Origin of the sequence: Amycolatopsis sp. La24, assembly GCF_029087445.1 — a bacterium.
GTDB lineage: Bacteria > Actinomycetota > Actinomycetes > Mycobacteriales > Pseudonocardiaceae > Amycolatopsis > Amycolatopsis nivea.
In genome coordinates this window covers 1-23,701 of the sequence record NZ_JARACH010000088.1, presented here as the reverse complement: position 1 = coordinate 23,701, position 23,701 = coordinate 1, and the positions used below count along the sequence as shown (strand labels likewise).

General features: G+C 69.1%; 28 protein-coding genes and 1 pseudogene. 15 read left to right on the top strand and 14 right to left on the bottom strand.

Annotation, left to right across the window (positions count from 1 at the left end):
• The first annotated feature begins 5 nt into the window (after nucleotides 1-5).
• On the top strand, nucleotides 6-1,304 hold the full coding sequence (locus tag PUT80_RS43075) for a DUF445 domain-containing protein (RefSeq protein ID WP_037807530.1): 1,299 nt from the start codon (nucleotides 6-8) through the stop codon (nucleotides 1,302-1,304).
• 1,216 nt (nucleotides 1,305-2,520) lie between these two features.
• On the opposite strand, the gene PUT80_RS43070 is transcribed toward PUT80_RS43075, so the two are convergent.
• A complete protein-coding gene (locus tag PUT80_RS43070; protein WP_037807532.1) occupies nucleotides 2,521-2,988 on the bottom strand; it encodes a CGNR zinc finger domain-containing protein in 468 nt (155 codons plus the stop codon).
• 94 nt (nucleotides 2,989-3,082) lie between these two features.
• Between PUT80_RS43070 and PUT80_RS43065 the strand changes: the two genes are divergently transcribed.
• The 3 genes from PUT80_RS43065 to PUT80_RS43055 are packed head-to-tail and all read left to right on the top strand — an operon-like array spanning nucleotide 3,083 to nucleotide 4,427.
• On the top strand, nucleotides 3,083-3,451 hold the full coding sequence (locus PUT80_RS43065; protein ID WP_037807534.1) for a VOC family protein: 369 nt from the start codon (nucleotides 3,083-3,085) through the stop codon (nucleotides 3,449-3,451).
• 33 nt (nucleotides 3,452-3,484) lie between these two features.
• The gene (locus PUT80_RS43060; RefSeq protein ID WP_078870243.1) at nucleotides 3,485-3,784 is read left to right on the top strand and encodes a zf-TFIIB domain-containing protein; all 300 of its coding nucleotides are present in this window, start codon (nucleotides 3,485-3,487) and stop codon (nucleotides 3,782-3,784) included.
• Nucleotides 3,785-3,803: 19 nt separating this feature from the next.
• Nucleotides 3,804-4,427 (top strand): AAA family ATPase, encoded by a 624-nt coding sequence (locus PUT80_RS43055; protein WP_037807536.1) that lies wholly within the window; start codon nucleotides 3,804-3,806, stop codon nucleotides 4,425-4,427.
• A 124-nt stretch (nucleotides 4,428-4,551) separates the two neighbouring features.
• Here PUT80_RS43055 and PUT80_RS43050 read toward each other — a convergent pair whose 3' ends face one another.
• The gene (locus tag PUT80_RS43050) at nucleotides 4,552-4,932 is read right to left on the bottom strand and encodes a helix-turn-helix domain-containing protein (RefSeq protein ID WP_037807737.1); all 381 of its coding nucleotides are present in this window, start codon (nucleotides 4,930-4,932) and stop codon (nucleotides 4,552-4,554) included.
• Between the two features lie 122 nt (nucleotides 4,933-5,054).
• Between PUT80_RS43050 and PUT80_RS43045 the strand changes: the two genes are divergently transcribed.
• Nucleotides 5,055-5,888, top strand: coding sequence for an enoyl-CoA hydratase/isomerase family protein (locus tag PUT80_RS43045; RefSeq protein WP_037807539.1), 834 nt, complete (start codon nucleotides 5,055-5,057; stop codon nucleotides 5,886-5,888).
• A gap of 14 nt (nucleotides 5,889-5,902) precedes the next feature.
• Here PUT80_RS43045 and PUT80_RS43040 read toward each other — a convergent pair whose 3' ends face one another.
• Nucleotides 5,903-7,039: a methyltransferase domain-containing protein gene (locus tag PUT80_RS43040; protein WP_275295565.1), complete on the bottom strand. Its 1,137-nt coding sequence runs from the start codon at nucleotides 7,037-7,039 to the stop codon at nucleotides 5,903-5,905.
• A 140-nt stretch (nucleotides 7,040-7,179) separates the two neighbouring features.
• Here PUT80_RS43040 and PUT80_RS43035 point away from each other — a divergent pair, with 140 nt between their 5' ends.
• From PUT80_RS43035 to PUT80_RS43015, 5 genes are all read left to right on the top strand, one after another.
• On the top strand, nucleotides 7,180-7,575 hold the full coding sequence (locus PUT80_RS43035; RefSeq protein WP_037807545.1) for a helix-turn-helix transcriptional regulator: 396 nt from the start codon (nucleotides 7,180-7,182) through the stop codon (nucleotides 7,573-7,575).
• The gene (locus tag PUT80_RS43030) at nucleotides 7,572-8,255 is read left to right on the top strand and encodes a hypothetical protein (RefSeq protein WP_037807546.1); all 684 of its coding nucleotides are present in this window, start codon (nucleotides 7,572-7,574) and stop codon (nucleotides 8,253-8,255) included. The genes PUT80_RS43035 and PUT80_RS43030 overlap by 4 nt, the downstream gene beginning before the upstream one ends.
• A 1,032-nt stretch (nucleotides 8,256-9,287) precedes the next feature.
• Entirely contained in the window at nucleotides 9,288-9,587 is a 300-nt protein-coding gene (locus PUT80_RS43025) for a DUF2516 family protein (RefSeq protein ID WP_037807548.1), read from the top strand.
• 31 nt (nucleotides 9,588-9,618) lie between these two features.
• On the top strand, nucleotides 9,619-10,164 hold the full coding sequence (locus PUT80_RS43020; RefSeq protein WP_275295564.1) for a YbaK/EbsC family protein: 546 nt from the start codon (nucleotides 9,619-9,621) through the stop codon (nucleotides 10,162-10,164).
• A 10-nt stretch (nucleotides 10,165-10,174) separates the two neighbouring features.
• Complete coding sequence (locus tag PUT80_RS43015) at nucleotides 10,175-11,563, top strand: aromatic amino acid lyase (protein WP_275295563.1); 1,389 nt, start codon at nucleotides 10,175-10,177, stop codon at nucleotides 11,561-11,563.
• Here PUT80_RS43015 and PUT80_RS43010 read toward each other — a convergent pair.
• Nucleotides 11,517-12,230: an ABC transporter permease subunit gene (locus PUT80_RS43010; protein ID WP_037807739.1), complete on the bottom strand. Its 714-nt coding sequence runs from the start codon at nucleotides 12,228-12,230 to the stop codon at nucleotides 11,517-11,519. The two genes, PUT80_RS43015 and PUT80_RS43010, sit on opposite strands and share 47 nt — an antisense overlap.
• The gene (locus tag PUT80_RS43005; RefSeq protein ID WP_275295562.1) at nucleotides 12,227-12,919 is read right to left on the bottom strand and encodes an ABC transporter permease; all 693 of its coding nucleotides are present in this window, start codon (nucleotides 12,917-12,919) and stop codon (nucleotides 12,227-12,229) included. The genes PUT80_RS43010 and PUT80_RS43005 overlap by 4 nt, the downstream gene beginning before the upstream one ends.
• A 140-nt stretch (nucleotides 12,920-13,059) precedes the next feature.
• Between PUT80_RS43005 and PUT80_RS43000 the strand changes: the two genes are divergently transcribed.
• The 3 genes from PUT80_RS43000 to PUT80_RS42990 all read left to right on the top strand — a co-directional run bounded on the left by PUT80_RS43000 (nucleotide 13,060) and on the right by PUT80_RS42990 (nucleotide 15,636).
• Entirely contained in the window at nucleotides 13,060-13,977 is a 918-nt protein-coding gene (locus PUT80_RS43000) for an ABC transporter substrate-binding protein (RefSeq protein WP_037807556.1), read from the top strand.
• A 96-nt stretch (nucleotides 13,978-14,073) separates the two neighbouring features.
• Nucleotides 14,074-14,508, top strand: coding sequence for an SRPBCC family protein (locus PUT80_RS42995; RefSeq protein ID WP_037807557.1), 435 nt, complete (start codon nucleotides 14,074-14,076; stop codon nucleotides 14,506-14,508).
• Between the two features lie 114 nt (nucleotides 14,509-14,622).
• Entirely contained in the window at nucleotides 14,623-15,636 is a 1,014-nt protein-coding gene (locus tag PUT80_RS42990; RefSeq protein WP_037807560.1) for an NADP-dependent oxidoreductase, read from the top strand.
• On the opposite strand, the gene PUT80_RS42985 is transcribed toward PUT80_RS42990, so the two are convergent.
• The 3 genes from PUT80_RS42985 to PUT80_RS42975 are packed head-to-tail and all read right to left on the bottom strand — an operon-like array spanning nucleotide 15,626 to nucleotide 17,133.
• The gene (locus PUT80_RS42985; protein WP_275295561.1) at nucleotides 15,626-16,285 is read right to left on the bottom strand and encodes a haloacid dehalogenase type II; all 660 of its coding nucleotides are present in this window, start codon (nucleotides 16,283-16,285) and stop codon (nucleotides 15,626-15,628) included. The two genes, PUT80_RS42990 and PUT80_RS42985, sit on opposite strands and share 11 nt — an antisense overlap.
• A 54-nt stretch (nucleotides 16,286-16,339) precedes the next feature.
• Nucleotides 16,340-16,744, bottom strand: a complete 405-nt coding sequence (locus PUT80_RS42980) for an SRPBCC domain-containing protein (RefSeq protein ID WP_037807566.1) — start codon at nucleotides 16,742-16,744, stop codon at nucleotides 16,340-16,342.
• Complete coding sequence (locus PUT80_RS42975) at nucleotides 16,741-17,133, bottom strand: RidA family protein (protein ID WP_037807569.1); 393 nt, start codon at nucleotides 17,131-17,133, stop codon at nucleotides 16,741-16,743. The genes PUT80_RS42980 and PUT80_RS42975 overlap by 4 nt, the downstream gene beginning before the upstream one ends.
• Nucleotides 17,134-17,195: 62 nt before the next feature.
• On the opposite strand from PUT80_RS42975, the gene PUT80_RS42970 reads away from it, so the two are divergent.
• On the top strand, nucleotides 17,196-18,140 hold the full coding sequence (locus PUT80_RS42970; protein ID WP_037807572.1) for a WYL domain-containing protein: 945 nt from the start codon (nucleotides 17,196-17,198) through the stop codon (nucleotides 18,138-18,140).
• Here the strand turns inward: PUT80_RS42970 and PUT80_RS42965 are convergent.
• Nucleotides 18,121-18,738, bottom strand: coding sequence for a TetR/AcrR family transcriptional regulator (locus PUT80_RS42965; RefSeq protein ID WP_275295568.1), 618 nt, complete (start codon nucleotides 18,736-18,738; stop codon nucleotides 18,121-18,123). The two genes, PUT80_RS42970 and PUT80_RS42965, sit on opposite strands and share 20 nt — an antisense overlap.
• A gap of 120 nt (nucleotides 18,739-18,858) precedes the next feature.
• On the opposite strand from PUT80_RS42965, the gene PUT80_RS42960 reads away from it, so the two are divergent.
• A complete protein-coding gene (locus PUT80_RS42960; RefSeq protein WP_037807577.1) occupies nucleotides 18,859-19,908 on the top strand; it encodes an NAD(P)-dependent alcohol dehydrogenase in 1,050 nt (349 codons plus the stop codon).
• A 43-nt stretch (nucleotides 19,909-19,951) separates the two neighbouring features.
• Here PUT80_RS42960 and purU read toward each other — a convergent pair whose 3' ends face one another.
• The 5 genes and pseudogenes from purU to PUT80_RS42935 form a co-directional block, all read right to left on the bottom strand.
• On the bottom strand, nucleotides 19,952-20,803 hold the full coding sequence (purU, locus tag PUT80_RS42955) for a formyltetrahydrofolate deformylase (protein ID WP_200864433.1): 852 nt from the start codon (nucleotides 20,801-20,803) through the stop codon (nucleotides 19,952-19,954).
• 45 nt (nucleotides 20,804-20,848) lie between these two features.
• A pseudogene (locus PUT80_RS42950) lies at nucleotides 20,849-21,445 on the bottom strand (maleylpyruvate isomerase family mycothiol-dependent enzyme); the annotation flags it as partial.
• Entirely contained in the window at nucleotides 21,357-22,154 is a 798-nt protein-coding gene (locus PUT80_RS42945) for a DedA family protein (RefSeq protein WP_240691513.1), read from the bottom strand. The pseudogene PUT80_RS42950 and the gene PUT80_RS42945, both read right to left, overlap by 89 nt.
• A gap of 69 nt (nucleotides 22,155-22,223) precedes the next feature.
• Nucleotides 22,224-23,024, bottom strand: a complete 801-nt coding sequence (locus tag PUT80_RS42940) for a hypothetical protein (protein ID WP_037807586.1) — start codon at nucleotides 23,022-23,024, stop codon at nucleotides 22,224-22,226.
• Entirely contained in the window at nucleotides 23,003-23,503 is a 501-nt protein-coding gene (locus PUT80_RS42935) for a DUF2505 domain-containing protein (RefSeq protein WP_037807589.1), read from the bottom strand. The genes PUT80_RS42940 and PUT80_RS42935 overlap by 22 nt, the downstream gene beginning before the upstream one ends.
• Between the last annotated feature and the right edge of the window lie 198 nt (nucleotides 23,504-23,701).

The following is a 23,701-nucleotide window of genomic DNA, read 5'->3' as shown; positions in this document are numbered from 1 at the left end:
GCGGTGTGGAGCAACTCACCCCTGCCAAGGTCACGCCCGCGGATCCGCCCGGCGGCACCGCCGGCGAAGAGGCGAAACGGCGCGGCCTGCGGAAGATGAAGCTGGTCGCGCTGTCTTTCCTGCTCGGCGCGACGATCGTGTTCCTGCTGACGAGCTGGGCGGAGTCGGCGGGCTGGAGCGGCTGGGTCGGCTACGTGCGCGCCGCGGCCGAGGCGGGCATGGTCGGCGCGCTCGCGGACTGGTTCGCGGTGACGGCGCTGTTCCGGCATCCGCTCGGACTGCGGATCCCGCACACCGCGATCATCCCCAACAAGAAGGACGCGCTCGGCAACAGCCTCGGCGAGTTCGTCGGCTCGAACTTCCTGTCTCCCGACGTCATCCGCGACAAGCTCCGCCGCGTCGAGGTCGCGAGCAGGCTCGGCGGCTGGCTCTCGCAGCGCGACAACGCGGAACGCGTGACGTCGGAACTGGCGACCGTCGTGCGCGGCGCGGTCACGGTGCTCCGCGACGAGGACGTGCAGGCGATCATGGAGCAGGCCGTGGTCAAGCGCGTGATCGACAAGCCGTGGGGCCCGCCGCTGGGCAAGATCCTGGCGGGCGTTTTCGAGGACGGCGCGCACCACAAGCTGGTGGATTTGATGTGCGACCGCGCCTACGAATGGGTCCGGGACAACCACCAGACGATGCTGCGCGTGGTCTCAGACCGCGCGCCGAGCTGGTCGCCGAAGTTCGTCGACGAAATGCTGGCGGACAAGGTGTACGGCGAGGTCCTGACCTTCGCCTGGGCGGTGAAGACGGACGTCAACCACCCGATGCGCCTGGCACTGGACAAGTTCCTCGGCGAGTTCGCGCAGGACCTGCAGACCGACCCGAAGACGATGGAGCGGGCAGAGCAGGTCAAGGGCCAGATCGTGAACCACGGCGAAGTGCAGAAACTCATCGGCAACGCGTGGGCGACGGCCAAGGAGATGCTGCTGAACGCCGCGGAGGACCCTTCCAGCGAACTGCGCCAGCGGGTTCGCGGCGGCCTGGAGTCGCTCGGCAAGCGTCTGGTGGACGACCCGTCGATGACGTCGAAGGTGGACGGCTGGGTCGAGAGCGCGGCGGTTTACCTGGTGACCCACTACTCCCGCGAGATCACGACGATCATCACGGACACGGTGGAGCGGTGGGACGCCGAGGAGACGTCCCGGAAGATCGAACTGCAGGTCGGGAGGGATCTGCAGTTCATCCGGATCAACGGGACCGTGGTGGGTGCGCTGGCTGGGCTGGTGATTTACGCGGTGGCGCAGCTGCTTTTTTGAGGTTGTTGCGCTGTGCGGGCGGTGGGTTGGCCGCGGTGGCTGGGGTTGGGGGCGGCTGTCGGGGCGGAGTTCGCCTGCTCGCGGCCATCAGCCAGGGGACGTCGGCAGCGGTTGCCGGTTGGGTTGCGGGCGGCGTTTGGCCGCGGGAATCCGCCTGCCCGCGGTTGGCGATTGTCTGTACTGGCCTGGTCCGGTCGGTGTCGTTTGAGACGGCGCGGTTGCCGGTTGGCAGTCGGGTGTGTTGCGCTGACCAGCGCGGTTGGGGATCGCACGGATGCCAGTTGCGGTTGGGAGTGCTGGCCCGTCCGACGCTGTTCAGGACCGCTCCGCTGTCGCCCGGCGGCTGCCTGTGCTGGCCCGACCGTGTCGTTCGCGATTGCGCGGTTGTTGCCTGGCGGCTGCCTGTGTTGGCCTGACCGTGTCGTTCGCGATTGCGTGGTTGCCTCCCGGCGGCGGGAATTCGTTCTCTTCCGGCTCGCAGCCCGCGTGGCGGTGCTAGCCCGGCTGGTGCGGTTCGGGCTCGCGCGGACGTCGGTCAGCGGAAGGGATTCGCTCGCTCCCAGCGCGGCGGTTTCCTCCGGGCGGCTGGCCTGTCGGGTGCGGTTCGGGATTGCGCGGTTGCTGGTCGGTGGTAGTTGGGCGGCATGGCTTGGCGGGTGCGTTTCGAGATCACGCAGCTGCCGCCGCCCGGCGGTTGGCTGATCTAGCCAAGCCGGGCGGCTCAGAGTGGTGCAGTCGCCGCACGGTGGTTGGCCGTGTTGGTCTGGTTGGTGCGGTTCAGGGTGGCGTGGTTGCCGCGCGGCGGTCGGCTGACTCGGTCGCGGCGGGTCGGGATCGCCGTTGGATCCGGGCTGGCAGCAGTCCCGGGATTTCGTTGTGGTTGAGCGGAATTCGCCATCGAGCCAGCGCTCGATTGGTCACCGCGAAGCTCCGTGGGTGGCGGCTCGAAAGCGCGGGTGTCCCGGCGCTTCAGGTGCAACGCCCTCCGTGGTTCTCCTCGGCCTCGACCGGCTGCGGCGGGTGGTCGGTCGGATGCGCGGCGTCCTATACCACAGCCGTGGCTTGTTCAAACCAGTTGTCCACAGGAAGCTGAGTTATCCCCGGGGTTATCCACAGGAATTCACGGTGATGGCCTAATCGCTGTCCACAACTTGTGGGGATCCAGGGCATCTGCACGTGCACATGTGGTGTGTGTGGACAAGTTGTCCACAGGGGGTCAGTTGTGCACAGCCGCCGTGCGGGCGCGCCAGGAGCGGGCTTTTTCGCGGTTTCCGCAGACTCGCATCGAGCACCAGGTGCGGGAGCGGTTGCGGGATTCGTCGAAGAAGGCCCACAGGCAGTCGTCGGCGGGGCAGATTTTCAGGCGGACCCAGTCGCCGCGGATGGCTAGGCGGGTGGTCGCTGCCAGGGTCGCGGTGACGGCGTCCGGGGTGAGCAGTGCCGGGCCGGTTTCGGTGAGGGTGAAGCGGAGCGGGACGTCCAGCGTGGTCGCGGGCAGCCGCGGGTCGCCGACGGCGGCGCGCAGGCTGTCGCGAACGGCGCGGGCTTCGGCGGGATCGTTCGGTGACACGTCGTGGTCCGCGGCCCACTGCCGCCAGAGCTCCGGATCGTCCAGCAGGTCGTCGCCCCGTTCGATGTCGACGGTGTTCAGGAAGGCGACCACCAAGGAAGCGTCGGTGTGCACCTGCCCAGTGTACGGGCGATATTGGTTGCGACCTGGCTCACTAACCTTCATAATCCATTTACTGGTTACGCGACTAGGAGAGGATGGCCACAACATGGGTGCGATTCCGACTTTCGGCGGCGTTGCGTTCGACTGTCCGGACCCAGGAGCACTCGCCGGGTTCTACCGCTCCCTGCTTGAGTGGGACGAACCTAAGATCGCTCCGGACAACCACTGGGCCACGCTCGTCGACCCGCGCGGCGGCGTCCGGCTGGAATTCCAGCGGGTGGCTGATTACCGCGCGCCCGAATGGCCGTCGCAGGACAAGCCGCAGCAGGCGCACCTCGACCTCGACGTTCCCGACCTCGAGGCCGCTCACCAGCGCATTCTCGGGCTGGGCGCGAAGCTGCTCGACGATTCCCCGGAGACCTTCCGCGTGTACGCCGATCCGGTCGGCCACCCGTTCTGCCTCTGCGCCTGCTGACACGGCGCGGCGAATCCGCGTAGGGTCGGCTGCGTGATTTGTCCGAAGTGTCAGAACATGATGCGCACTGTCGACAAGAACGGCGTCCACATCGAGCAGTGCGACGGCTGCCGCGGGATCTTCCTCGACCGCGGCGAGCTGGAGCAGATCGCCGGTGCCGAGAGCGCTTTCTACCGGCAGCAGCCACCGCCTTACGGCCGTCCCGATTCGCCGCGCCCGTACCGAGGCGGGCACGCGGACTCGCCGCGGCCGTACCGCGGTGGTTACGGGGATTCGCCGCGCCCGTACGGCGGACGACGCAAGCGCAGCTTCCTCGAGAACCTCTTCGACTGAGTTGTCCACCGTTCCAGTAGTGCTTGACCTGCGGATCTGTCCGGCCTGTGGCGACCGCGCGAGTTGTCCACAGGCCGAGGCGGACCTTCTGCGGTGTGTGGAGTGCGGACACCGGTGGCCGTTCCGGCGGCTGCCGTTGTTCGCGTTGACGGGGCCGAGCGCGGGCGGCAAATCGACAGTCGGGCCGAAGCTGGCGCAGCGGTTGGCGGGTGAGGCCGTCGTGCTAGAGCAGGACGTGCTGTGGACCGGCGCGCTGCAGGACGACGTCCCCGGCAACCCGGCGTTTCGCGGGGCCTGGCTGCGGATGGCGGCGATGCTGCACCAGAACGGACGACCGGTCGTGCTGTGCGGGACGGTCGCGCCGCAGGAGCTGGAACCGTTGCCAGAGCGCGTTTTCTTCTCGGACGTGCACTATCTGGCGCTGGTCGCGGACAACGAGACCCTCCGACGCCGGTTGCGTGCCCGGCCGGCGTGGCGGGAGTGGGACGAGCCGCGGATCGAGGAGATGCTCGAGTTCAACCTGTGGATACGCGGGCAGGTCGAGTCCATCGACACGACGGAGGCTCCGCTCGAGGACGTCGTGACCGCGGTGGAGAAGTGGGTTCGGGCCAGAATTGGGTCGGACCTAAGGACTGGCGCGTGAGTTGGGTCGGACCTAGGAATCGGTGCGTGAGCTGGGTCGGGCCTAAGGATCAGTGTGTGAGCTGGGTCGGACCTAGAGATCAGTGCGGGAGCAGGATTTTGGCTGGGTCGGACCTAGTGACGCCTCACGATTGTTCCGCGCGGAGCCGTTCGTCGTAGCGCTGCTGGGATTCGTGGATTTCGCCGGTGTGCGCGACGGTCCAGTCGTACAGTCGGCCGAACGGCTCGCGCAGTGATTCGCCAAGTGGCGTAAGGGAATACTCGACTCCGACGGGGGACGTCGGCAGTACTCGCCGCACGATCATGCCGTTGCGTTCCAGCCTGCGCAGGGTTTGGGTCAGCACCCGCTGGGTCACGCCTTCCAGTCGGCGTTTGATGTCGTTGAACCGGCGCGGCTCCTCCAGGACTGCCATCGCCATCATCGACCACTTGTCGGCGATCTGGTCGAGGATCGGGCGGCTGGGACAGTCGGCCCGGTACACAGTGCCGGTGTCGGGAGCGGCCATCTCGGTATCCTCCATGATCCTTGCGATGCCCAAAGTGCGTTATTGACGCTGGTCGGTCCGCGCCCGAGCCTAGGTATACATCAGGAACCTAGCTGCCTGCCAGATACGTATCGGAGACCCGAATGCACCCCGACGACTACCCGACCCTGCGCGTGCGCCGCGAGGGCGGCATCGTCCGCGTCACCATCGACAACCCGCCCGTCAACGTCCTCGACGTCGCTCTCATGGCGGACCTCAGGCGGCTGCTGCTCACGCTGCGAGCCGACGATTCCGCGCGCGTGATCGTTTTCGACAGCGCCGACCCGGACTTCTTCATCGCGCACGTCGACATGTCTCTGGTCGACACTCCGGACGCGTTCGACCACTTCGCTCCCGAGATTCCCTTGGGGCTCAACGTTTTCCAGGCGTTGGGCGAACTTCTGCGGCAGCAACCGCAGGTGACGATCGTGCAGCTCGCCGGTCTGGCGCGAGGCGGCGGGGCGGAGTTCGTCGCGGCCGCGGACCTGGCCTTCGCGGCGATCGAGACCGCGGGTCTCGGGCAGATCGAGGCGCTGATGGGGATTGTCCCGGGCGGCGGAGGGACGCAGTATCTGGCGAACCGCGTTGGCCGCAACCGGGCGTTGGAAATCGTGCTCAGCGCCGAGTTGTACGACGCGCGGACGGCCGAACGCTACGGCTGGGTCAACCGGGCCGTGCCTGCTGACGAACTCGAAGAAGTGGTTGATCGGCTGGCCCGCAACATCGCCGCGTTGCCGGAAGGCGTGATCGCCGCGGCGAAAAAGGCCGTCGTTCCGGATGATCTGGCCACCGGATTTCAGCGGGAACACGACGCTTGGGCGGGACAGTTCACGCGTCCTGCGGCGGAAGCGCTAATTCGGGGCGGACTGGCGCGGGGTGCGCAAACGCGGACGGGCGAGCGCGATCTGGAGGGGCTGCTTCGCGGGCTGGCGGGGTGATCGGCGGATCCGCCCTACAGCGGCCAGCGATTCTCGGATTGCGGATCGTCCAGCCAGAAAGTCTGCTCGTCGGCGTTGACCGTGAGGCCGAAACGCGACCGGCTGGGGCGTCCGAGCGATTCCCAGCGCCGGTGCGCTTCCTCGGCGATATCCCACAAGGCGCGCGGACCTCCTTGTGCCACCTCGAAACCGGAGTCCGTGCGACGGGTCCGGGCCCAGGAACCGTCCGGATGGGACAGTGCGAAAGCGCCGTTCGGGTCGACGTGCACCGGGCGTACCTCAGGTAGTTCCAGTGACGCAAAAAACTCGAAATGTCGTTGTGGTTTAAGCACATCTGTCATTGACAGTTCAGTCGGGCGCCATTGCACATCGGCAGCGGACGGCAGGTCCGCGAGCGGTGGCAGGCGATGTGCGCGCAGGGGCATGAAGCGGCCGTCGCGGGCCAGGACCTGGCCTTCGGCGGTCGCGCCTTCGCCTGCGGTGAGGCGGACGAGTCCGCCGCCGAGCGGGCGGTTGAGGGTGGTGACGATGTGTCCGCCGGGGAGGGTTTGAGCAAGCCAGGCAAGGGGAATCCGGGAGACCGACGCGGTGCACAGGACCCGGTCGAAGAGCACTCCGGCCGGGAAACCGAGTGCGCCGTCGCCGGTGGCGCACGCGGGGGCGTAGCCGCAGGAGGCGAGGCGTTCCTGCGCGGCGGCGGCGATGACCGGGTCGATGTCCACTGTGGACACCTGGCCGGAACCGCAGCGGTGGCACAGCAAACCCGCGTTGTAACCGGTTCCGGTGCCGATCTCCAGCACCCGGTTGCCGTCGCGGACCAGGAGTTCTTCCAGCATGATCGCCATGATCGCGGGCATGCTGGACGAACTGGTCGGCACGCCGGGGATCGGTCCGTGCGCGCGGGCCCGGTCCCATAGCGACGGGTCGTCGTCGAGCTGGGTGACCAGGACGTCGCGCGAATAGACGCGGTCCAGCCAGTCCGGATCGCCGCGGTCGACCGCCGCCCAGCCGTCGCCGGCGGGCACGAAAAACCGCGGCAGGAACGCGTGCCGGGGGACGGTCGCGAACGCGTCGGTCCAGGCCCGCTCGTGCAGCACGTCCTCTTCGACGAGGTGCCGGACCAGGCGTCGACGCAACCGTTGTGCCCGCATAAGCCCAGGGTAACGGGGTGAGCGGAACCACACCCGATGGTTGCAAGCAGGGTGCTTGCAATAGCTAGCACGCGAGCGTACTGTCGAGTAGGTCGCGAGGAGGTGACCGGATGACAGAACCCGGCGGAGCACAGCGCCCCATGGACAAGGTCGCGGACATCGCCTCCGACATCGGCGAGTACATCCGCCAGCAGCGCAGTTCCGCGAAGATTTCGCTGCGCCAGCTGTCGAAACTCGCCGGAGTGTCCAATCCGTACCTGAGCCAGATCGAGCGCGGGGTCCGCAAACCCAGCGCGGAGATCCTCCAGCAGATCGCGAAAGGGCTGCGGATCTCGGCCGAAGCGTTGTACGTGCAGGCCGGAATCCTCGACCTGCCGACCGGCGGCCCGGTCGGCGACGCGATCCGCGCCGACGCCGAGCTGACCGAACGGCAGAAGCAGGTCCTGCTCGACGTCTACGAGTCCTTCCGGCGCGAAAACGCCGCCGCGAACACCGCACCGAAGACCACCCAAGAGACCACTGAGGAGTCGGCATGACCACGCCCAAGACCGAGGACGTCCGCAAGGCCGTCAACACCGCGCTCGACCAGGTCCGCACCCCGCTGCTCGCCGCGCTCGGCGCCGGCAACCTGGCCAGCCAGGCCGTGACCGACGCGGTCGCCAAGGCCCGCGCCAACGTCACCAAGAACACCGAGGCCGCCCGCAAGGGCTTCGAGGAGCTGCCGACCGACGTCGAAAGCCTCCGCGAGAAGCTCGACCCGGCCGAACTGCGCAAGGCCATCGACGAGTACACCGAGGCCGCGCTGAAGCTGTACAACAAGCTGGCCGAGTCCGGCGAGCAGGCGTGGGACAAGATCGCCGCGCAGCCGCAGGTCAAGAAGGCCCTTGAGCAGCTGGACGACGCGCTGACCGCCGCGCAGGAGCGCGTCGACGGCCTGACCGAGGAGACCCGCGAGCGCGTCGACGGCGTGCTGGCGAAGGTCACCAAGCGCACCCGTTCCGCTGGTGAGAAGGCCGCCCGCAAGGTGACCGAGGTGGCCGGCGACACCGCGGACGCGGTTGAGGAAATCGGCGAGAACGTCGCGCACGAGACCCGTTCGGTGGCTCGCAAGGCCGCGAACCGTACCGCGCCGAAGACCGCCACGCCGGCCCGTCGCACGACCACCAGCACGACGGCGAACGCGAAGAAGCCGGCCGCGCCGAAGACGGAGAAGTGACGGCGGGGTCACTGCCGCGCTGATCGGCGGTTCGGGTGCTTCAGCACTCGGAACCGTTGGGGCGGGCCGGTTTGCGCCGGGGTCGCCGAGGGCGAGAATTGAAAATCGAGGGGTCGCACGGCGGCCGGGCCTGGGTTGGTCCGGTCGCCGTGTGCTGTGTTGGGGATGTTCCGGGGTGCCCGTTGGGTTGGCGGCGGTGGTTGCCGTGTTGGGGGATGTTCCGGGGTGCCGTCGGGTTGGCCGCGGTGGTTGCCGTGTTGGGGATGCTCGGGGGCGCCCGTTGTGCTGGCGGCGGTGCCGCCGGGTTGAGGGATGCTCGGGGGCGTCGTTGGGTTGGCGGCAGTGTCGCCGTGTTGGGGACGGTAGCGCCGTGCCGCTGTGTGGCGGACTGTGCCTCGCGCCGCTGAATCAGGTGGCGTCCGGGGAGGTGGCGGCGGGGTGTGGTGAGGTTGCCGCCGCGCCGCCGCGTGGCGGACTGGGCCCGCGCTGCTGATCCGCACCGCTGAATCGGGCGGCGTGCCGGGATGTGGCAGCGGGGGTGTCGGTGAACCTGCCGTCGCGCCGCTGAATCGGAGGACCGTGCCGCCGTCGCCCTGTGCGGAGTGTTTCGGCGGCAGTGTTGCGCGGGTTGGTCCGGCCGCTGTGCGCCGCCGCGGATGTTGCGGCGAAGTCGATGTTGGGTCGAACCCACCTCGCGCGAGCATCGTTAGGTTCGGCCTAGATGCACGGTAGCGAGTTAGGCCCGACCTAGGCTCACGGGCGCCGGGGCTGGGTTCGACCTAGCTTCACCGCAGCCGACTAGGTCCGACCTAGGCTCACGGCAGCGAGTTGGGTCCGACCTAGATTCCCGGCCACCGAACTGGGTCCGACCTAAGCCGAGGCACCCAACCGGAGTGACCGTTGTCACCCCGACAACCGTGGTTGAGATAACCGCGGCCAAACCCGCCCCGCCCGGGCCTGACCAGCAGTCATGTCACAGTGCCGGGTTTTGGGGGAGCGGGCGGCGTGGGCGGTTTGCCGTAAGCTGGCTGCGTGCTGGTTGCCGAATGGATCCTCAGGGTCATCCACTGGGGCAGCGCCTTGGTCGGGCTCTTCGCCTTCGTTCACGCGCTGCTCCAGCGAGCCGACGCGTACTCGGCGGCCGATCGCAAGACCAAGCCGGTCTGGATGTTGATCACTGGCGTGGCCACGGTCGCCCTGGTGTTGTTCCCGCTGCAGGGGAACGGGGTCGGGTTCATCTTCTGGGTGCCCGCGATGGCGGCGGCGCTCGTCTACATCGTCGACGTGCGGCCGAAGCTCATCGAGGTTCAGCGAGGCCACCGCAACTGGTGACCGGGGTGCCCGGCGGATTACATTCGGGCTGGTGACCACCTGGACTATCGCCGGAAGCCTCACTGTCGTTCCCGCGCCGACCCGTACTGACCTGCTTGCCGAACCCGTCGCCAAGGCGCTGGCCGCGATGCCCGCGCCGGACGAGGTCGGCGTCACTGAGATCGATCCGGAACTCGCCGACACCGCCGCGTTCTGCGAGGCGTACGGGTCGCCCTTGACTGCCTCCGCGAACTGCGTTGTCGTCGCTGGCAAGCGGGCCGGGGAGGTCCGGTTCGCCGCGGCGCTCGTGCTCGCGACCACCCGCGCCGACGTCAACGGTGTCATCAAGCGCCGCCTCGACGTGCGCAAGGCGTCGTTCGCGCCGATGGACGAGGCCGTTTCCCTCACCGGCATGGAGTACGGCGGCATCACGCCAGTCGGGCTGCCCGAGGACTGGCCGATTCTCATCGACCAAGCCGTCGCGGACGCGCCGGAGCTGGTGATCGGCAGCGGGATCCGCGGCAGCAAGCTCCTGATCTCCGGTACGGCGCTCGCTGGGCTGCCGAACGCCGAGGTCATCGACGGGCTCGCGCGCTGAACTGTCCACAGTGGACGCACCAGTCGAGATCAGCCCGGCGGCCCTCCAGAAGCTGAAGCAGCAGCGCGAGGCGATGCTGGCCGCGCTGGACCAGGACAGCCCCGTCTACGGCGTCAACACCGGGATGGGGCGGCTCGCCGGGACTCGGCTCACCGCCGCGCAGCAGGCTGACCATCAGCGCAATCTGCTGGTCGGCCGGGCGGTCGGCGGGAAGCCGTGGTTGTCGCCGGAGTTGACCCGGGCGTTGCTGCGCATGCGGCTGCGCGGGTTTCTCCGCGGCGACGCGGCGGTCAGTCCCGAGCTGGTCAGCTTCCTCGCAGACCGGATCAACGACGGGTTCCTCCCGGCCGTCCCGCGTGACAGCCTCGGCAGCGCCGGCGAGATCATCCCGCTGGCGCACGCGTTCCAGACGTTCGTCGGGCTCGGCACGGTCATCGAGGACGGTGCCGAGGTCCCGGCGGCGGAAGCGTTAAGCCGTCGCGGGGTGCGGCCGTTCGTGCTGGGGCCGAAGGAAGGGGCGAGCCTGATTCAAGGTTCGCCGCTGGCCGAGGCGTACGCGTGGGTGTGCGGCAAGAGGCTGCGTCGGCTGATCGATTGGCAGACGGTCTGCGCGGCGATCACCGTGGACGTTCTTGGTGCGCCGCAAGCGATCTACCGCGGCACCCGTATCGAGGAACTCATCGAAGGGGCCGCCACCAACAAGAGCGTCGTGCAGGCGCCGATCTCGGTGCGAGTCGGGCCGAAGGTGCTCGAATACGTCAGCCGGACTGTCGAGGAACTTCAGAAAACCTTGCAGGAGTCCTGGGAAACCCCGGCGGACTCGCCGGCCTTCGTCAACGGCGAGTTCGTCCCGACGACCGGCTATCACGCCGCCGCGCTCGGGCTTCGGATGGACGCGGTCAAGGCGGCCCTCGTCCACGCGGCGGAAGTCTCGGTTCAGCGGCTTCACCGCCTCCTCGACCCGCAGTTCAGCGGGCTGCCGCCGCAGCTCGCGGTGGATCCGGGGCCGCAGGCGGGGCTTACGCCGTTGCACAAACGTGCGGCTGGCGAGCTGCATGCGATGCGTCGTCTGGCCGCACCGGCGACGCTCGGGTCGCTGGATACTTCCGCTGGTCAGGAGGACGTGCAAGCGTTTGCCAGCAAGGCTGGCGCCGAGTTGGAGACAGTGATCGAGCGCTTCTTCGCCATCACCGCGTGCGAGCTGATCGCGGGGCGGCAGGCACGGTATCTGCTCAAGACCCCAGGCGCGCAGAGGCTGGCTGACACCTACGCCTGGCTCGCGGCGAGGATCGAGCCGGTGGCGGTCGATCGGTCGCTGGGGCCGGAGATCGACCAGCTCGCCGAGGTCTGTCTCACGAGTCCCGGCGGGCCTGTTGAAGTGCGAGACCGCGAGGCGTAGCCAGCTTGGTCAACAAAGCGAACAGGCCCTCGCACACCAGCGCCAGGATCACCACCGCAAGACCGCCGCCGAAGATTTCGCCATGGCCCTGCTCGCCGAGGGCGAAACCGTCGACGATGTAGCGGCCCAGGCCGCCGCCGTCGTTGACGATCGCGCCGATCGCGACCGTCGCGATCAGTTGCAGGAACGCCACTCGCGCGGCGGCCACGATCACCGGCGAGGACAGCGGCAGTTCCACGCGCAGCATGATCTGCCATTCGCGGTACCCGGTGCCGCGCGCCGCGTCGACGACTTCCTGTTCCACCTGCACCACGCCCGCGTAGGTGTTGGTGAACAGCGGCGGCAGCGCCAGCGCGACGAGCGCGAGCAGCAGCGGCCAGAAGTCCGTGTTCGCGCCCCACCGGCTGGCCAGGAACCAGAACAGGATGATCAGCCCGAAGCTCGGGATCGCGCGGCCGATGTTCACCGCGCTGCTCGCCAGGAACTGGCCGCGCCGGTAGTGCGCGAGCCACAGCGCGAACGGAACGGTCAGGACGATCGAGATCGCCAGTGCCAGCGCGGAGAACCACAGGTGCTGCACCGTCCGGAACGGAATCCCGGCCGGATCGGTCCAGCTCCAGCGGTTCGGGTCGGCGAGCCAGTGGCCCAGCTGCTCGAAAAAGCTCATCGAACGGCCCTCCGCGCCCACGGGGCCAGCGCGCGTTCGCTCAGCCACAGCAGGAAATCGACGAACACGGCCAGCGCGATCGACAGCACGATGCCGACGATGATCGGGCTCGGGTTGGGGATCGCCGTCTGGATGCCTGCCCGGATGAAGTAGCCGAGCCCGCCCTTGCCGAGCAGCGACGTGACGGTGACCAGGCCGATCGTCGTCACCGCGGCCACCCGCAGCCCGGCGATCACCACCGGCAGCGCGAGCGGCAGCTCCACCTGCCACAACAGCCGCCGCGGCGTGAAGCCCATCCCGATCGCCGCTTCGCGCACTTCGGTCGGCACCTGCTGCACGCCGGTCACGATGTTGCGGATCAGGATCAGCAGCGTGTACGTCGCCAGCGGGATGACCGAGGTGGCGAAGGAGAACCCGAGCAGCGGAACCAGCAGCGCGAACGCGCCGAGGCTCGGGATCACGTAGAGCGCGCCCGCCGTGCCGATCACGAACGGATAGAACCAGCGGTAGCGCAGGCACAGGGTGGCCAGCGCGAGCGAGAGCACGAGGCCGACGCCGAGCGCGGTCGCGGTGAGGGCGACGTGCTCGCCGAGCCGCTGAAGAATCGCGTCAGCGTTGCGTTCGACCCACCGCCATTCGAAGAGGGGACGGCTGCTGTCGGCCAGCAGCGGGGTCACGGACGCGTGCACGGCGCGACCTTACCCCGATCGAGCGACAATATTCCGGCCCGTGAGATTCCGTGGGGAGGATTCCTAACCAGTGGTTTCTGTCGGGGGTCGCGGTTAGGGTCCATTCCCACTAACGAGTGAACTGAGGAGTGTGGGGACACGTGCGCTGGACCCGGAACATCCGAGTGGCCGCGCTGCTGGCGACGGCCGCGCTCGGCTTGACCGCGTGCGGTGGGGGAAGCGACCAGCCGGCCGCGCCGAGCAAGGGCGGCGCTCCGATCGTCGTCGCCTCGTTCAACTTCACCGACAGCCAGATCCTTGCCGAGATCTACGCGGGCGCGCTGGAGGCCAAGGGCTATCCGGTCACCCGGAAGCTGAACCTCGGCTCGCGGGAGCTGGTCTACCCGTCGCTCAAATCCGGCGAACTGCAGTTCCTGCCGGAGTACCAGGGCGCGGCGATCACGACCGGCTTCGGCAAGGAAGCCACCAAGGACGCCAAGGCCGAGCACGAACAGCTGGAGAAGCTTTTCGCGCCCGAGGGCGTCGGGCTGCTGAACTACGCGGCCGCCGAGGACAAGAACACCTACATCGTGAAGGCCGACCTCGCGAAGTCGAAGGGCATCGCGTCGATCAGCGACCTGAAGAAGCTCGACAAGGTCGTGATGGCCGGTCCGCCGGAGTGCGAGAAGCGGCTGCCGTGCTTCCAGGGCTTCAAGGACGTCTACAAGCTGACGAACGCGACCTTCCAGACCGTGCAGGAGGCCGGGCCGCGCGTGCAGCAGCTGAACTCCGGCGCGGTCACGGTGATCCCGGTCGACTCGGTCAGCCCGCTGGTCGGCGACCCGCAGTACGTCGCGCTCAAGGACGACCTCGCCATCGTGCCCACCGAGAACGTGGTGCCCGCGGTGAACAAGAAGGTGCTCGACGCGCGCGGCGCGGACTTCGCGAACGTCGTCAACGCGGTCAGCGCGAAGCTCACCACCGACGGCATGCGCGAGCTGAACAAGCGGGTCGACGCGGACGGCGAACCCGCGGCCGACGTGGCGAAGGACTGGCTGAAGCAGCAGGGCCTCTCCTGACCTTCTCGGGAGCGGCGATCCCGGTGCGAACCGGGATCGCCGCCCATCACCCCATGTGCGAAGGTGACCTCGGAGGAACCCTGAGGAGGAAACGACATGGGCAAGGTCACGGCCACCGCGGAGCGCACGATCGACGCGCCGGTGGAACGCGTGCGTGAGCTGGTCGCGGACTACGCCGAGACCCGGCCGAAGCTGCTCACCGAGCACTACCGCGACTACGAGGTCAGCGAGGGCGGCGTCGGCGCCGGCACGAAGGCCAGCTGGAAGCTGCAGGCCACGTCCAAGCGCGTGCGCGACGTCGCGGCCACGGTGACCGAGCCGTCGCCGGGCACCTTCGTCGAGACCGACGCGAACTCCAGCATGGTCACCACCTGGACCGTCACCGCCTCCGGCGAGCGTTCGCTCGTCCGCATCGAGACCAGCTGGGACGGCGCGGGCGGCATCGGCGGCTTCTTCGAGAAGACCTTCGCGCCGGGCGGGCTGAAGAAGATCTACGACGGCGTGCTCGGCAAGCTCGCGGAGATCGTGTAGCGCTGGCCACAACCCCGGGGACAATCGGAATGCGCGCCCCGGTTTCTCCGTTGGCCGGATAGACCGGGGCGCGCGCCCCGCTTCAATCCAGCTTGAACGAAACGGAGTTCGACGGTGAACGCACCCACAGCGACTGAGATCCGGCTCGCGGCCCGCCCGCACGGCGTCCCGACCATGGACACTTTCGACATCGTCGAGACCGAGGTGCCGAAGCCGGGTCCCGGGCAGATCCTGGTGCGCAACGTGGTGATGAGCGTCGACCCGGCCATGCGCGGCCGGATGAACGATGTGAAGTCGTACTCGCCGCCGTTCGTGGTCGGCGAGGCCATGCAGGGCGGCGCGGTCGGCGAGGTCATCGAGTCCACTGTGGACGACTTCGCGGTCGGCGATCACGTGCTGCACCAGGCGGGCTGGCGCACGCACGCGGTGCTCGACGCCAAGCGAGCGGTCAAAGTGGACGATTCGGTCGCGCCGCTTTCGACCTACCTCGGCGTGCTCGGGATGCCGGGTCTGACCGCGTACGCCGGGCTGCTGGTGAGCGCGGAGTTCAAGGAAGGCGACACGGTTTTCGTCTCCGGCGCGGCCGGTGCGGTCGGCTCGCTCGTCGGCCAGCTGGCCCGGCTCAAGGGCGCCAAGCGCGTGATCGGCAGCGCGGGTTCTGCGGAGAAGGTCCGCTACCTCACCGAGGAGCTCGGCTTCGACGCCGCCTTCAACTACAAGGACGGACCGGTCGCCGAGCAGCTCGCCGCGGCCGCGCCCGAGGGCATCGACGTCTACTTCGACAACGTCGGCGGCGAGCATCTCGAGGCCGCGATCGCGTCGATGAACCTGCACGGCCGGATCGCCATCTGCGGCATGATCTCGCAGTACAACGCCACCGAGCCGACCCCGGCGCCGCGCAACCTGGTGCAGCTCATCGCGAAGCGGATCACCATGCGCGGCCTGCTCGTGCTGGACCACTGGCACCTGATGCAGGAGTTCGTGGCCGAGGTCGCGCCGCTCGTCGCGTCCGGCGAGATCAAGTACTCGGAGACCTTTGTGGACGGTATCCGCAACGCGCCGGACGCCTTCCTCGGCCTGCTCAGCGGGGCGAACACCGGAAAGATGCTGGTGCGCCTCAGTTCCTGACGATCGCGTCGGCCAGCTCGGGCATCGTCGCCGCGGTGTAGGTCGCGGCGGGGAGCCCGGGCAGCGGATGGACTCCGGGACGCGCGAGCAGCGCGGTCCGGAGTCCTGCCGCTTGCGCCCCGGCGATGTCCCAGCCGTGCGCGGCGACCATCACCGCCTGACCGGGTTCGACGCCGAAGGCACGCAGCACCTGGAGATACGGCTCCGGTGCCGGTTTGAGCCTGCTGACCTGCTGCGCGGAGAAGATCCGGTCGAATTTCGTTGCCAGGCCCGCGTTCTGCAGCTGCGCCTCGGCGGTGGCGAGCGGCGAATTCGTGAGGGCGACGACCTGGTGTCCGGCCTGGCGCAAGCGGTCCAGACCGGGCACGACGTCGGCGTGCGCGGGCAGGGTGCGCAGGCCGTCGCCGATCTTCACCAGTTCGACGTCGGTCAGTTCATGGCCGTGCCGCGCGCATACTGCGGCCGCGGCTTCCCCGGCGATCTGCGCGAAATCGCGGTACTGGCCGGTCGCGGTCACCGTGAGCACGGTGTGGATCGCGAGCGTGAACCATTCCTGGCGCGCTTCCGGATCTCCGGTGAGCTGGGTGAACAGCGGGTCGAGCGCGGTCAGATCGAGCAGCGTCTCGTTGACGTCGAACACGCACAGCATCGCGCCTCCAGCCGGTGAACCGCGTGCGTTCCAGGGTCCTCCGTCAGTCGCGGGCTAGGCAAGCGCGGTGATCAGTTCGGCGAGAACTCCCTGCCAATGGCGGCGCTGCTGCTCCCGTTCGGCGGCGTCGGCCAGGCGTTCCTGGTGAATGCGCAGCATTGCTTTGCCCGGACCGCTGGCGCGCACGGCCAGCTGCAGCGTCGTCTCGTGCGACCAGCCGGCCGGCTGCCAGGTGAGCCGGATCCGGTCCATTTCGCGGAAGCTGCGCGTCTCGCCGCGGATTCCGTCGGCGGTCTCGTAGCCGACTCCGGGTTCGGGCTGGACGGTGACGCCCTCGCCGAGCCAGATCGCCACGCCTTCCGCGGACGTGATGAAGTCCCAGACGTCCTCGGCGGAGCGGCCGATCGTCTTCGAGACGCCGATCTGCCAGCCCGCGTCCTTGGTCTGCCCGACGCTCACTCGGCCACCGCCGCGATCGCGCTGACCTCGACGAGCGCACCCGGCACGGCCAGCCCGGCCACGCGCTGGACAGTGACCGGCGGCGTCGCGCCCGCCAGCGCCGCGGCGGCGGCCGGATAAGCCTTGGCGAGATCGACGTCCGCGACCAGCAGGATGTTCAGCATCACCACATCCTGGACGGTCGCGCCGCCCGCGGCCAGCGCCGTTTTCAGGTTGGCCATCACCCGCTCGACCTGCGCGGCGACGTCGGTTCCGCCGACGAGCGCGCCGTTCGCGTCGACCGCGTTCTGGCCGCCGACGTAGATCGTCGTCGCGCCTGGCGGGACCACGGCGACCTGGGCGAAAGCGGGGGACTGGAGGAGCCCTTCGGGGCGGAGCAGCTGAGTCATAAACCGAGTATGACCAGATACCCGGTCGGCTACTGTCCTAGTTTTGCGCGAGAATCGAGAGCATGACCACCACGAGCCGTCGCCTGGAGACGCTGGCGTTGCTGCAGGCGCGTCCCGGCATCTCCGCCACCGACCTCGCGGCCCGCCTCGGCGTCACCGAGCGCACGACGCGCCGCGACATCGCCCAGCTGCGCGAACTCGGGTATCGCATCGACGGCGAACCCGGCCGGGTCGGCGGCTACCGGCTCGCGCACGGCACCGCGATGCCGCCGCTGCTGCTGGACGCCGACGAGGTCGCGGCGGTTTCACTCGGCCTGCAGACGGCGGTGGCGGTCGACGGGCTCGAAACTGCCACGGTGACCGCGCTGGCCAAGCTGACCCAGGTGGTGCCGACGCGCTGGCAGGCCCGGCTCGCCGCGCTCGCGGACGTGGAATCGTTGCCCGGCAAGCCTTTCCGGCAGGCAGCGCGGGACATCCTGGTACCGCTCGCGTTGGCTTGCCGGGCTGGCGAAGCGGTGCGGATCCGGCATCGAGCTCGGGACGCTCGATCGGCGAAACCCATTGATGTGCAGCCTTACCGGCTCATCACTGTCCGGCGGCAGTGGTACCTCGTCGCTTGTCCGCGCGGAACCAGTGAATGGAAAACCTTTGCGGCGGAACGGATCGAAGCGGTCCAGCCACTCGGGATCAAACTGCCCGCGCCGGAACCACCGTCCACTGTGGTCGATCTGATCACGGACGCGGGCTGGCGGTATCGCGTTCGGGTCCAGGTGCACACGTCGGCTGATCTGGTCCGGGAACTCGTCGACCCGAGTGTGGCGACTGTTGTCGAGGACGGCGACGAGTGCGAACTCCGGTTCGGCACCGACGATCTCGACTGGGCTGCCCGCTGGCTGGCTTACCTGGACGTGGATTTCGATGTCCTTGAACCGGCCGCGCTCACCGATCGCTTGCACGCCTTCGGTTCTTGGCTGGCAGCCCGCTACGTCACCACTCCGCCGGACTGATCGCCGGAGTCTCCGCGCGGTAAGCCTCGATCACGATCCGCGCCGCCCGCCGGGATTTGGCGATGACCTGCTCCGTCGGGTAGCCGAGCCATTGGTAGACGCCGTTGAGGTAGAAATCGCCGTAGCCGTAAGCTTGGGTGTGGAGTTGTTCCATCAGTTCCAGGGCGATAGCCGGATCCGGCGCGATCGTGAGGCAGCGCAGCAGCGACGCGTCGATCAGCTCCCGGCGGGCCTCGTGCAGTTCGACGTATTGCGCGTCAGCCAGCTCGGCGGCGAAGAACACGTGCAGGCCGATCCGGGTTTCCATCAGGAACTTGGTGTGCGCGGCGGACACCGCGGCCAGCGCGGCACCGTCGTCCGTTTCGGCGGCGGCCGCTTCCTCGGCGAGTTCGCGCAGCTGGCGCGCCGCGGTGGTGGCGACCGCGGCCAGCAGTGCCGCGCGGTCCGGGAAATGCCGGTACGGCGCGGCGGTGGAGACCTTCGCCCGCCGGGCGGCTTCGGCGACCGAGAACCCGGCGACCCCGTTCTCCGCGATCAGGTCGAACGCCACGCGCACCAGCTCGGCGCGCAGGTTGCGGTGGTGGTACTGCGCCGCCATGTCGTGTGTCACACCCGATCGTGGTCGCTTCGAGGAATAAGCCGAGGCCCACGCTAGTCGATGTAAGAGGGTTCTTACATCGACTTTGTCCCGGACGGACGGGACACCCAGGAGGGCTTCATGACCACGACCACCTCCGCCATCGCCGCCGCGGCGCCGGGCGGACCGCTCGCGCCGACGACGATCGAGCGCCGCGACCTGCGGCCGGACGACGTGCTCATCGACATCGCCTACGCCGGCATCTGCCACAGCGACCTGCACCAGGTCAACCAGGACTGGGGCACCGCGATCTTCCCGATGGTGCCGGGCCACGAGATCGCCGGCGTGGTCGCCGCGGTCGGCTCGGACGTCACGAAGTACCAGGTCGGCGACCGGGTCGGGGTCGGCTGCATGGTCGATTCCTGCGGCGAATGCGAGTACTGCCGCGCCGGCTCCGAGCAGTTCTGCGTCAAGGGCAACATCCAGACGTACAACGGGGTCGGCTTCGACGGCGAGAACACCTACGGCGGATACAGCCGGCAGATCGTCGTGAAGGACGCGTTCGTCTGCCGGATCCCGGAGGGCATCGACCTGGACGTCGCCGCGCCGCTGCTGTGCGCGGGCATCACCACGTACTCGCCGCTGCGCCGGTGGGGCGCGGGACCGGGCAAGAAGGTCGCCGTCGTCGGCCTCGGCGGGCTCGGGCACATGGCGGTCAAGCTGGCCGTCGCGATGGGCGCGGACGTCACCGTGCTCAGCCAGAGCCTGAAGAAGCAGGAAGACGGGCTCCGGCTCGGCGCGAAGGACTACTACGCGACCAGCGACGAGTCGACCTTCGAGACGCTCGCCGGCCGGTTCGACGTCATCCTCAACACCGTCTCGGCGAAGCTGCCGGTCGACGCCTACCTCAGCCTGCTGCGCGTCGGCGGTGCGATGGTGAACGTCGGCGCGCCGGGGGAACCGTTGGAGTACAACGTCTTCTCCCTGCTCGGCGGCAACCGCGTGCTGGCCGGTTCGATGATCGGCGGCATCGCGGAGACCCAGGAGATGCTGGACTTCTGCGCCGAGCACGGCGTCGGCGCGGAGATCGAGACGATCAGCGCGGACCAGGTGAACGAGGCGTACGCGCGGGTCGAGAACAGCGACGTGCGGTACCGCTTCGTGATCGACACCTCGACGATCGGCGCGTGAGGGCTGTGAGCGGTTGCTGCCGGATCTCACCGGCAGCAACCCCTCACATCACCATGGTTCGGTTGCCGTGCACCAGAACGCGGCCCTCGAGATGCCAGCGCAGGCCGCGCGCCAGCGTCACCTTCTCGATGTCCCGGCCCTTGCGCACCAGATCCGCGACCGAATCGCCGTGGTCGACGCGGATGACGTCCTGTTCGATGATCGGCCCGGCGTCGAGGTCCGCGGTGACGTAGTGGCAGGTCGCGCCGACGAGCTTCACGCCGCGCGTGTGCGCCTGGTGGTACGGCTTCGCGCCGATGAACGACGGCAGGAAGCTGTGGTGGATGTTCAGCGCGCGCCCGGTCCACGCCGCGCACAGTTCCGCGGGCAGGACCTGCATGAACCGCGCCAGCACGATCGCGTGCGGGTCGTGGGCGTCGACCAGTTCGCGGACCTTGGCGAACGCGGCCGCCTTGCCGTCGGGGTCGCCTGCCGGGAACGGCACGTGGTGGAACGGGATTCCGTGCGCGCGGGTGATGTCCGCGAGCGAATCGTGGTTGCCGATCACCGCGGCGATGTCGACGTCCAGCTCACCGGAGGCGACCCGGCCGAGCAGGTCGTAGAGGCAGTGCCCGGCCTTCGACACCAGCACCACCGCGCGCGGGCGCTCGCCGGTGTCGCGCACCTGCCAGCTCGACTCCGCGGACAGCTCGTTCGCGACCGCGCTGAACCGCTCGCGCAATCCCTCGGCGTCGAACGGCAGCGAATCGGCGCGCACGACCTGGCGGGTGAAGAACCAGCCCGAGTCGGGATCGGTGTGGTACGCGGCCTCGACGATCATTCCGCCGTGGTCGGCGAGGAAGCCCGAGATGCGGGCGATGATGCCGGTGCGGTCGGGGCAGCCGAAGGTGAGCACGTAACGCTGGGGTTCTGACACGCGCCCATTCTCACCGGCCGCTGGTCAGGGCGCGGCGAGGGGCTCCAGAAGGGTGGCGTCGCCGACGTTCTCGGCGTGGCTCGGACGGCCCCACAACGCGCGGTACACCTCGTCGGCCGGACCGGCGAGCGTGAGGTCCGGGACGCCTTCGCCGAGCATCGGCGGCTCATCCGGCCGCAGCAGCACGGTCCACGTCCGCGTGTCGGTGCTGACCTGGACGATCCCCTCGCGGCCGCTCGGCCGGGCGCGGCGCGGGGTCAGGAAGGCGAGGAACTCGTCGATGCCGTCCTCGGCGAATTCCGTGCGGTACCGGGTGACCGGCGGCTCGGGCAGGGCGCTTTCCGCGTCGAGCCGGTGGATGGCGAACTCGTGCGCGAGCCGGCGCGTCCAGTCGCCGACGGTGATCGGCCCGCCGTGCGGGAACGGCGAGCGCAGCGGGGTGTCCGCCGGCCGCCGCAGGGCTTCGCGGACGGCCATGCGTTCGCCGTCCCAGCGGCCGAGCGCGTCCTCCCACGTGGTCGCTCGCCACGGCTCAGCCTTCTGGTCGGTGATCGCAGCGACCGTGTACGAGAGCACCGTCGTCAGATGCGTCACCAGGTCCAGCACTGTCCACTCCGGACAGTTCCGGACCGGCGCGACCGGACCCGCGGCGAGCGTCGCGGCCTTGATCCGGTCGGCGTGGATGTCGATCGCTTCCAGCAGCCGTGGCGCGTCCATGCACTGACCGTAGCCTGCGCACCCGGACCCGGCGGCCGAATTCGATGAGCACGACCAGCAGCAGCCCGAGCAGGAGCGACAGCAGCAGGCCGTACGCCGGACGGTCGGCGAACGCGGCCCCGCCGGCGAGCCCGATCAGCGCGCTGTACACCGACCACAGCGTCGCGCCTGCGGCGTCGAGCGGCACGAAGCGGCGCAGCGGATAGCCGAGGCTCCCGTTGGCCAGCGCGCTCGCGACGCGGCCGCCGGGCAGGTAGCGCGCGGCGACGATCAGCAGCGGCGCTTGCCTGCGGACCTGGTCGCGGGCCCATTCGTAGCGTTGCCGCCCGGACGGTCCGCGCTGCAGCCAGGCGACGGCGCGCGGACCGGCGGCGCGGCCGACCGCGTAGCCGAGACAGTCGCCCGCCCACGCCCCGGCGGCGGACACGACGACCAGCAGCGCGAGCCTGCCCGGGTCCGGTCCGATCAGGACGGCGACGGTCACCACGGTCGTTTCGCTCGGCATGAACGGGAGCAGCGCGTCCAGTCCGGCGATCGCGAACACGAGCACCCACAGCCAGGGCGAGCCGAGCGTCCCCCGGATCAGCTCGGTGACGTGTTCCAGCAGTTCCACTCGCTCATCGTCAGCACTGAAGGTCACCAAGGGGTGACCCAGCGGGGTGCGGGTGGTGAACAGGTGGGTTCAGCGCGGCGCGACGCTGTCCCAGGACACGGTCAGCTCGCCGAGCCGGCGCCGGTCCGGATTGCCGATGACCGGCCAGCCGCGGTCGGCGAGCATGGCGACGGTGGTGGTCCAGCGGGCGCGCACGCCGAAGGAACGGTGCGGTGCCGCGGCTGCCCAGCATTCATCCAAAGTGGACATCAGGGCGTGCACGCGTTCACCGGGAACGTTGCGATGGATGAGGATCTTCGGCAACCGTTCGGCCACTGTGGACGGACGGTCGAGTTCGGCGAGCCGCAGCGACAGGGTCAGCGTGCGCGGACCGTCCGCTCCGACCGCGACCCACGTGACCAACCTGCCGATCTCGTCGCAGGTGCCTTCCACGAGCAGACCGTCCGGCGGCATCGCGTCGAGCATCAGTTGCCACGCGCCAGGGACCTCGTCCTCGGCGTATTGGCGGAGCACGTTGAACGCGCGCACCAGGACCGGCCGCGTCCCGGCCAGCTCGAACCCGCCGCGCCGGAAGTCGAGCCGGGGCGGATCAGCGGCGGGAAGGGCGGCGGCGACGCGCTCCGGGTCGAGTTCGAGCCCGAGCACCCGGACGTCCGGCCGCACGCGCGCCAGCCAGCGAGCCAGTTCGACCGTCGTGACCGGCGACGCTCCGTAGCCGAGATCGACGACAAGGGGACTTTCGCCGCGCCGCAGCAGCCGCGTGACGCCCGGGTCGCTCGCGAGCCAGCGGTCGACCCGGCGCAACCGGTTGGGATTGGTGGTGCCCCTGGTCGGGGCCCCCACCGGGGTCAGGCGTGCTCGGCCAGCCACTGCGCGGTGAACTCGTCCTCGTGCCGCAGCAGGTTGACCACCTGCTCGGAGACGAACTCCTCGATCCGGCCGCCGAAGAGGGGGATGCGCACGACGACCTCGCCGGTGGTGCGGAGGAGGACCTTGCCGTCCTTCGGGCTGAGGTAGGTCGAGGCACCGATCTCGCCGGGCACGCCGCCGACGCTGACGTCGGACCGGCCGGTGTACTCGTCGCCGGACCGCTTCCAGGTCTGGGTGCGGTTGACGATGATGTCGCCCTTGTGCAGGGCACGGACGGCTTGCGGGAGTTTGGCCGCCTTGATGCCGTGCTGGAGTTCGTAACGGACGGAGTCGCCTTCGGCGGTGTAGGCGAGGAGTTTCGCGTCGTCGCCGCCTAGGGCGGCTAGGCGGGCTTGGAGGGCGTCCTTGCCTGCGACTGCGGTGAAGACGTTTTCGAGCGAGCCGGTGAATTCGCCGCGGTGCTCGATCCGGGATCCCATGTGACGGACAGTACCGGGAGGCCGCGGCTTCGCCGCGGAAAGAGGGTTGCGTGGGGCACCCCGAAGCCCAATTGTGCTGACGGTTCGGGGGTGCTTGTCAAGGCGGGAAAGATGCCTTGACAAGCACCCCCGAACCGCAGGGGAGCTTCGTATCGGGGTGCGGGGGAGGGGCTGGGTGCCTCGCTCGTTGGGTGCATC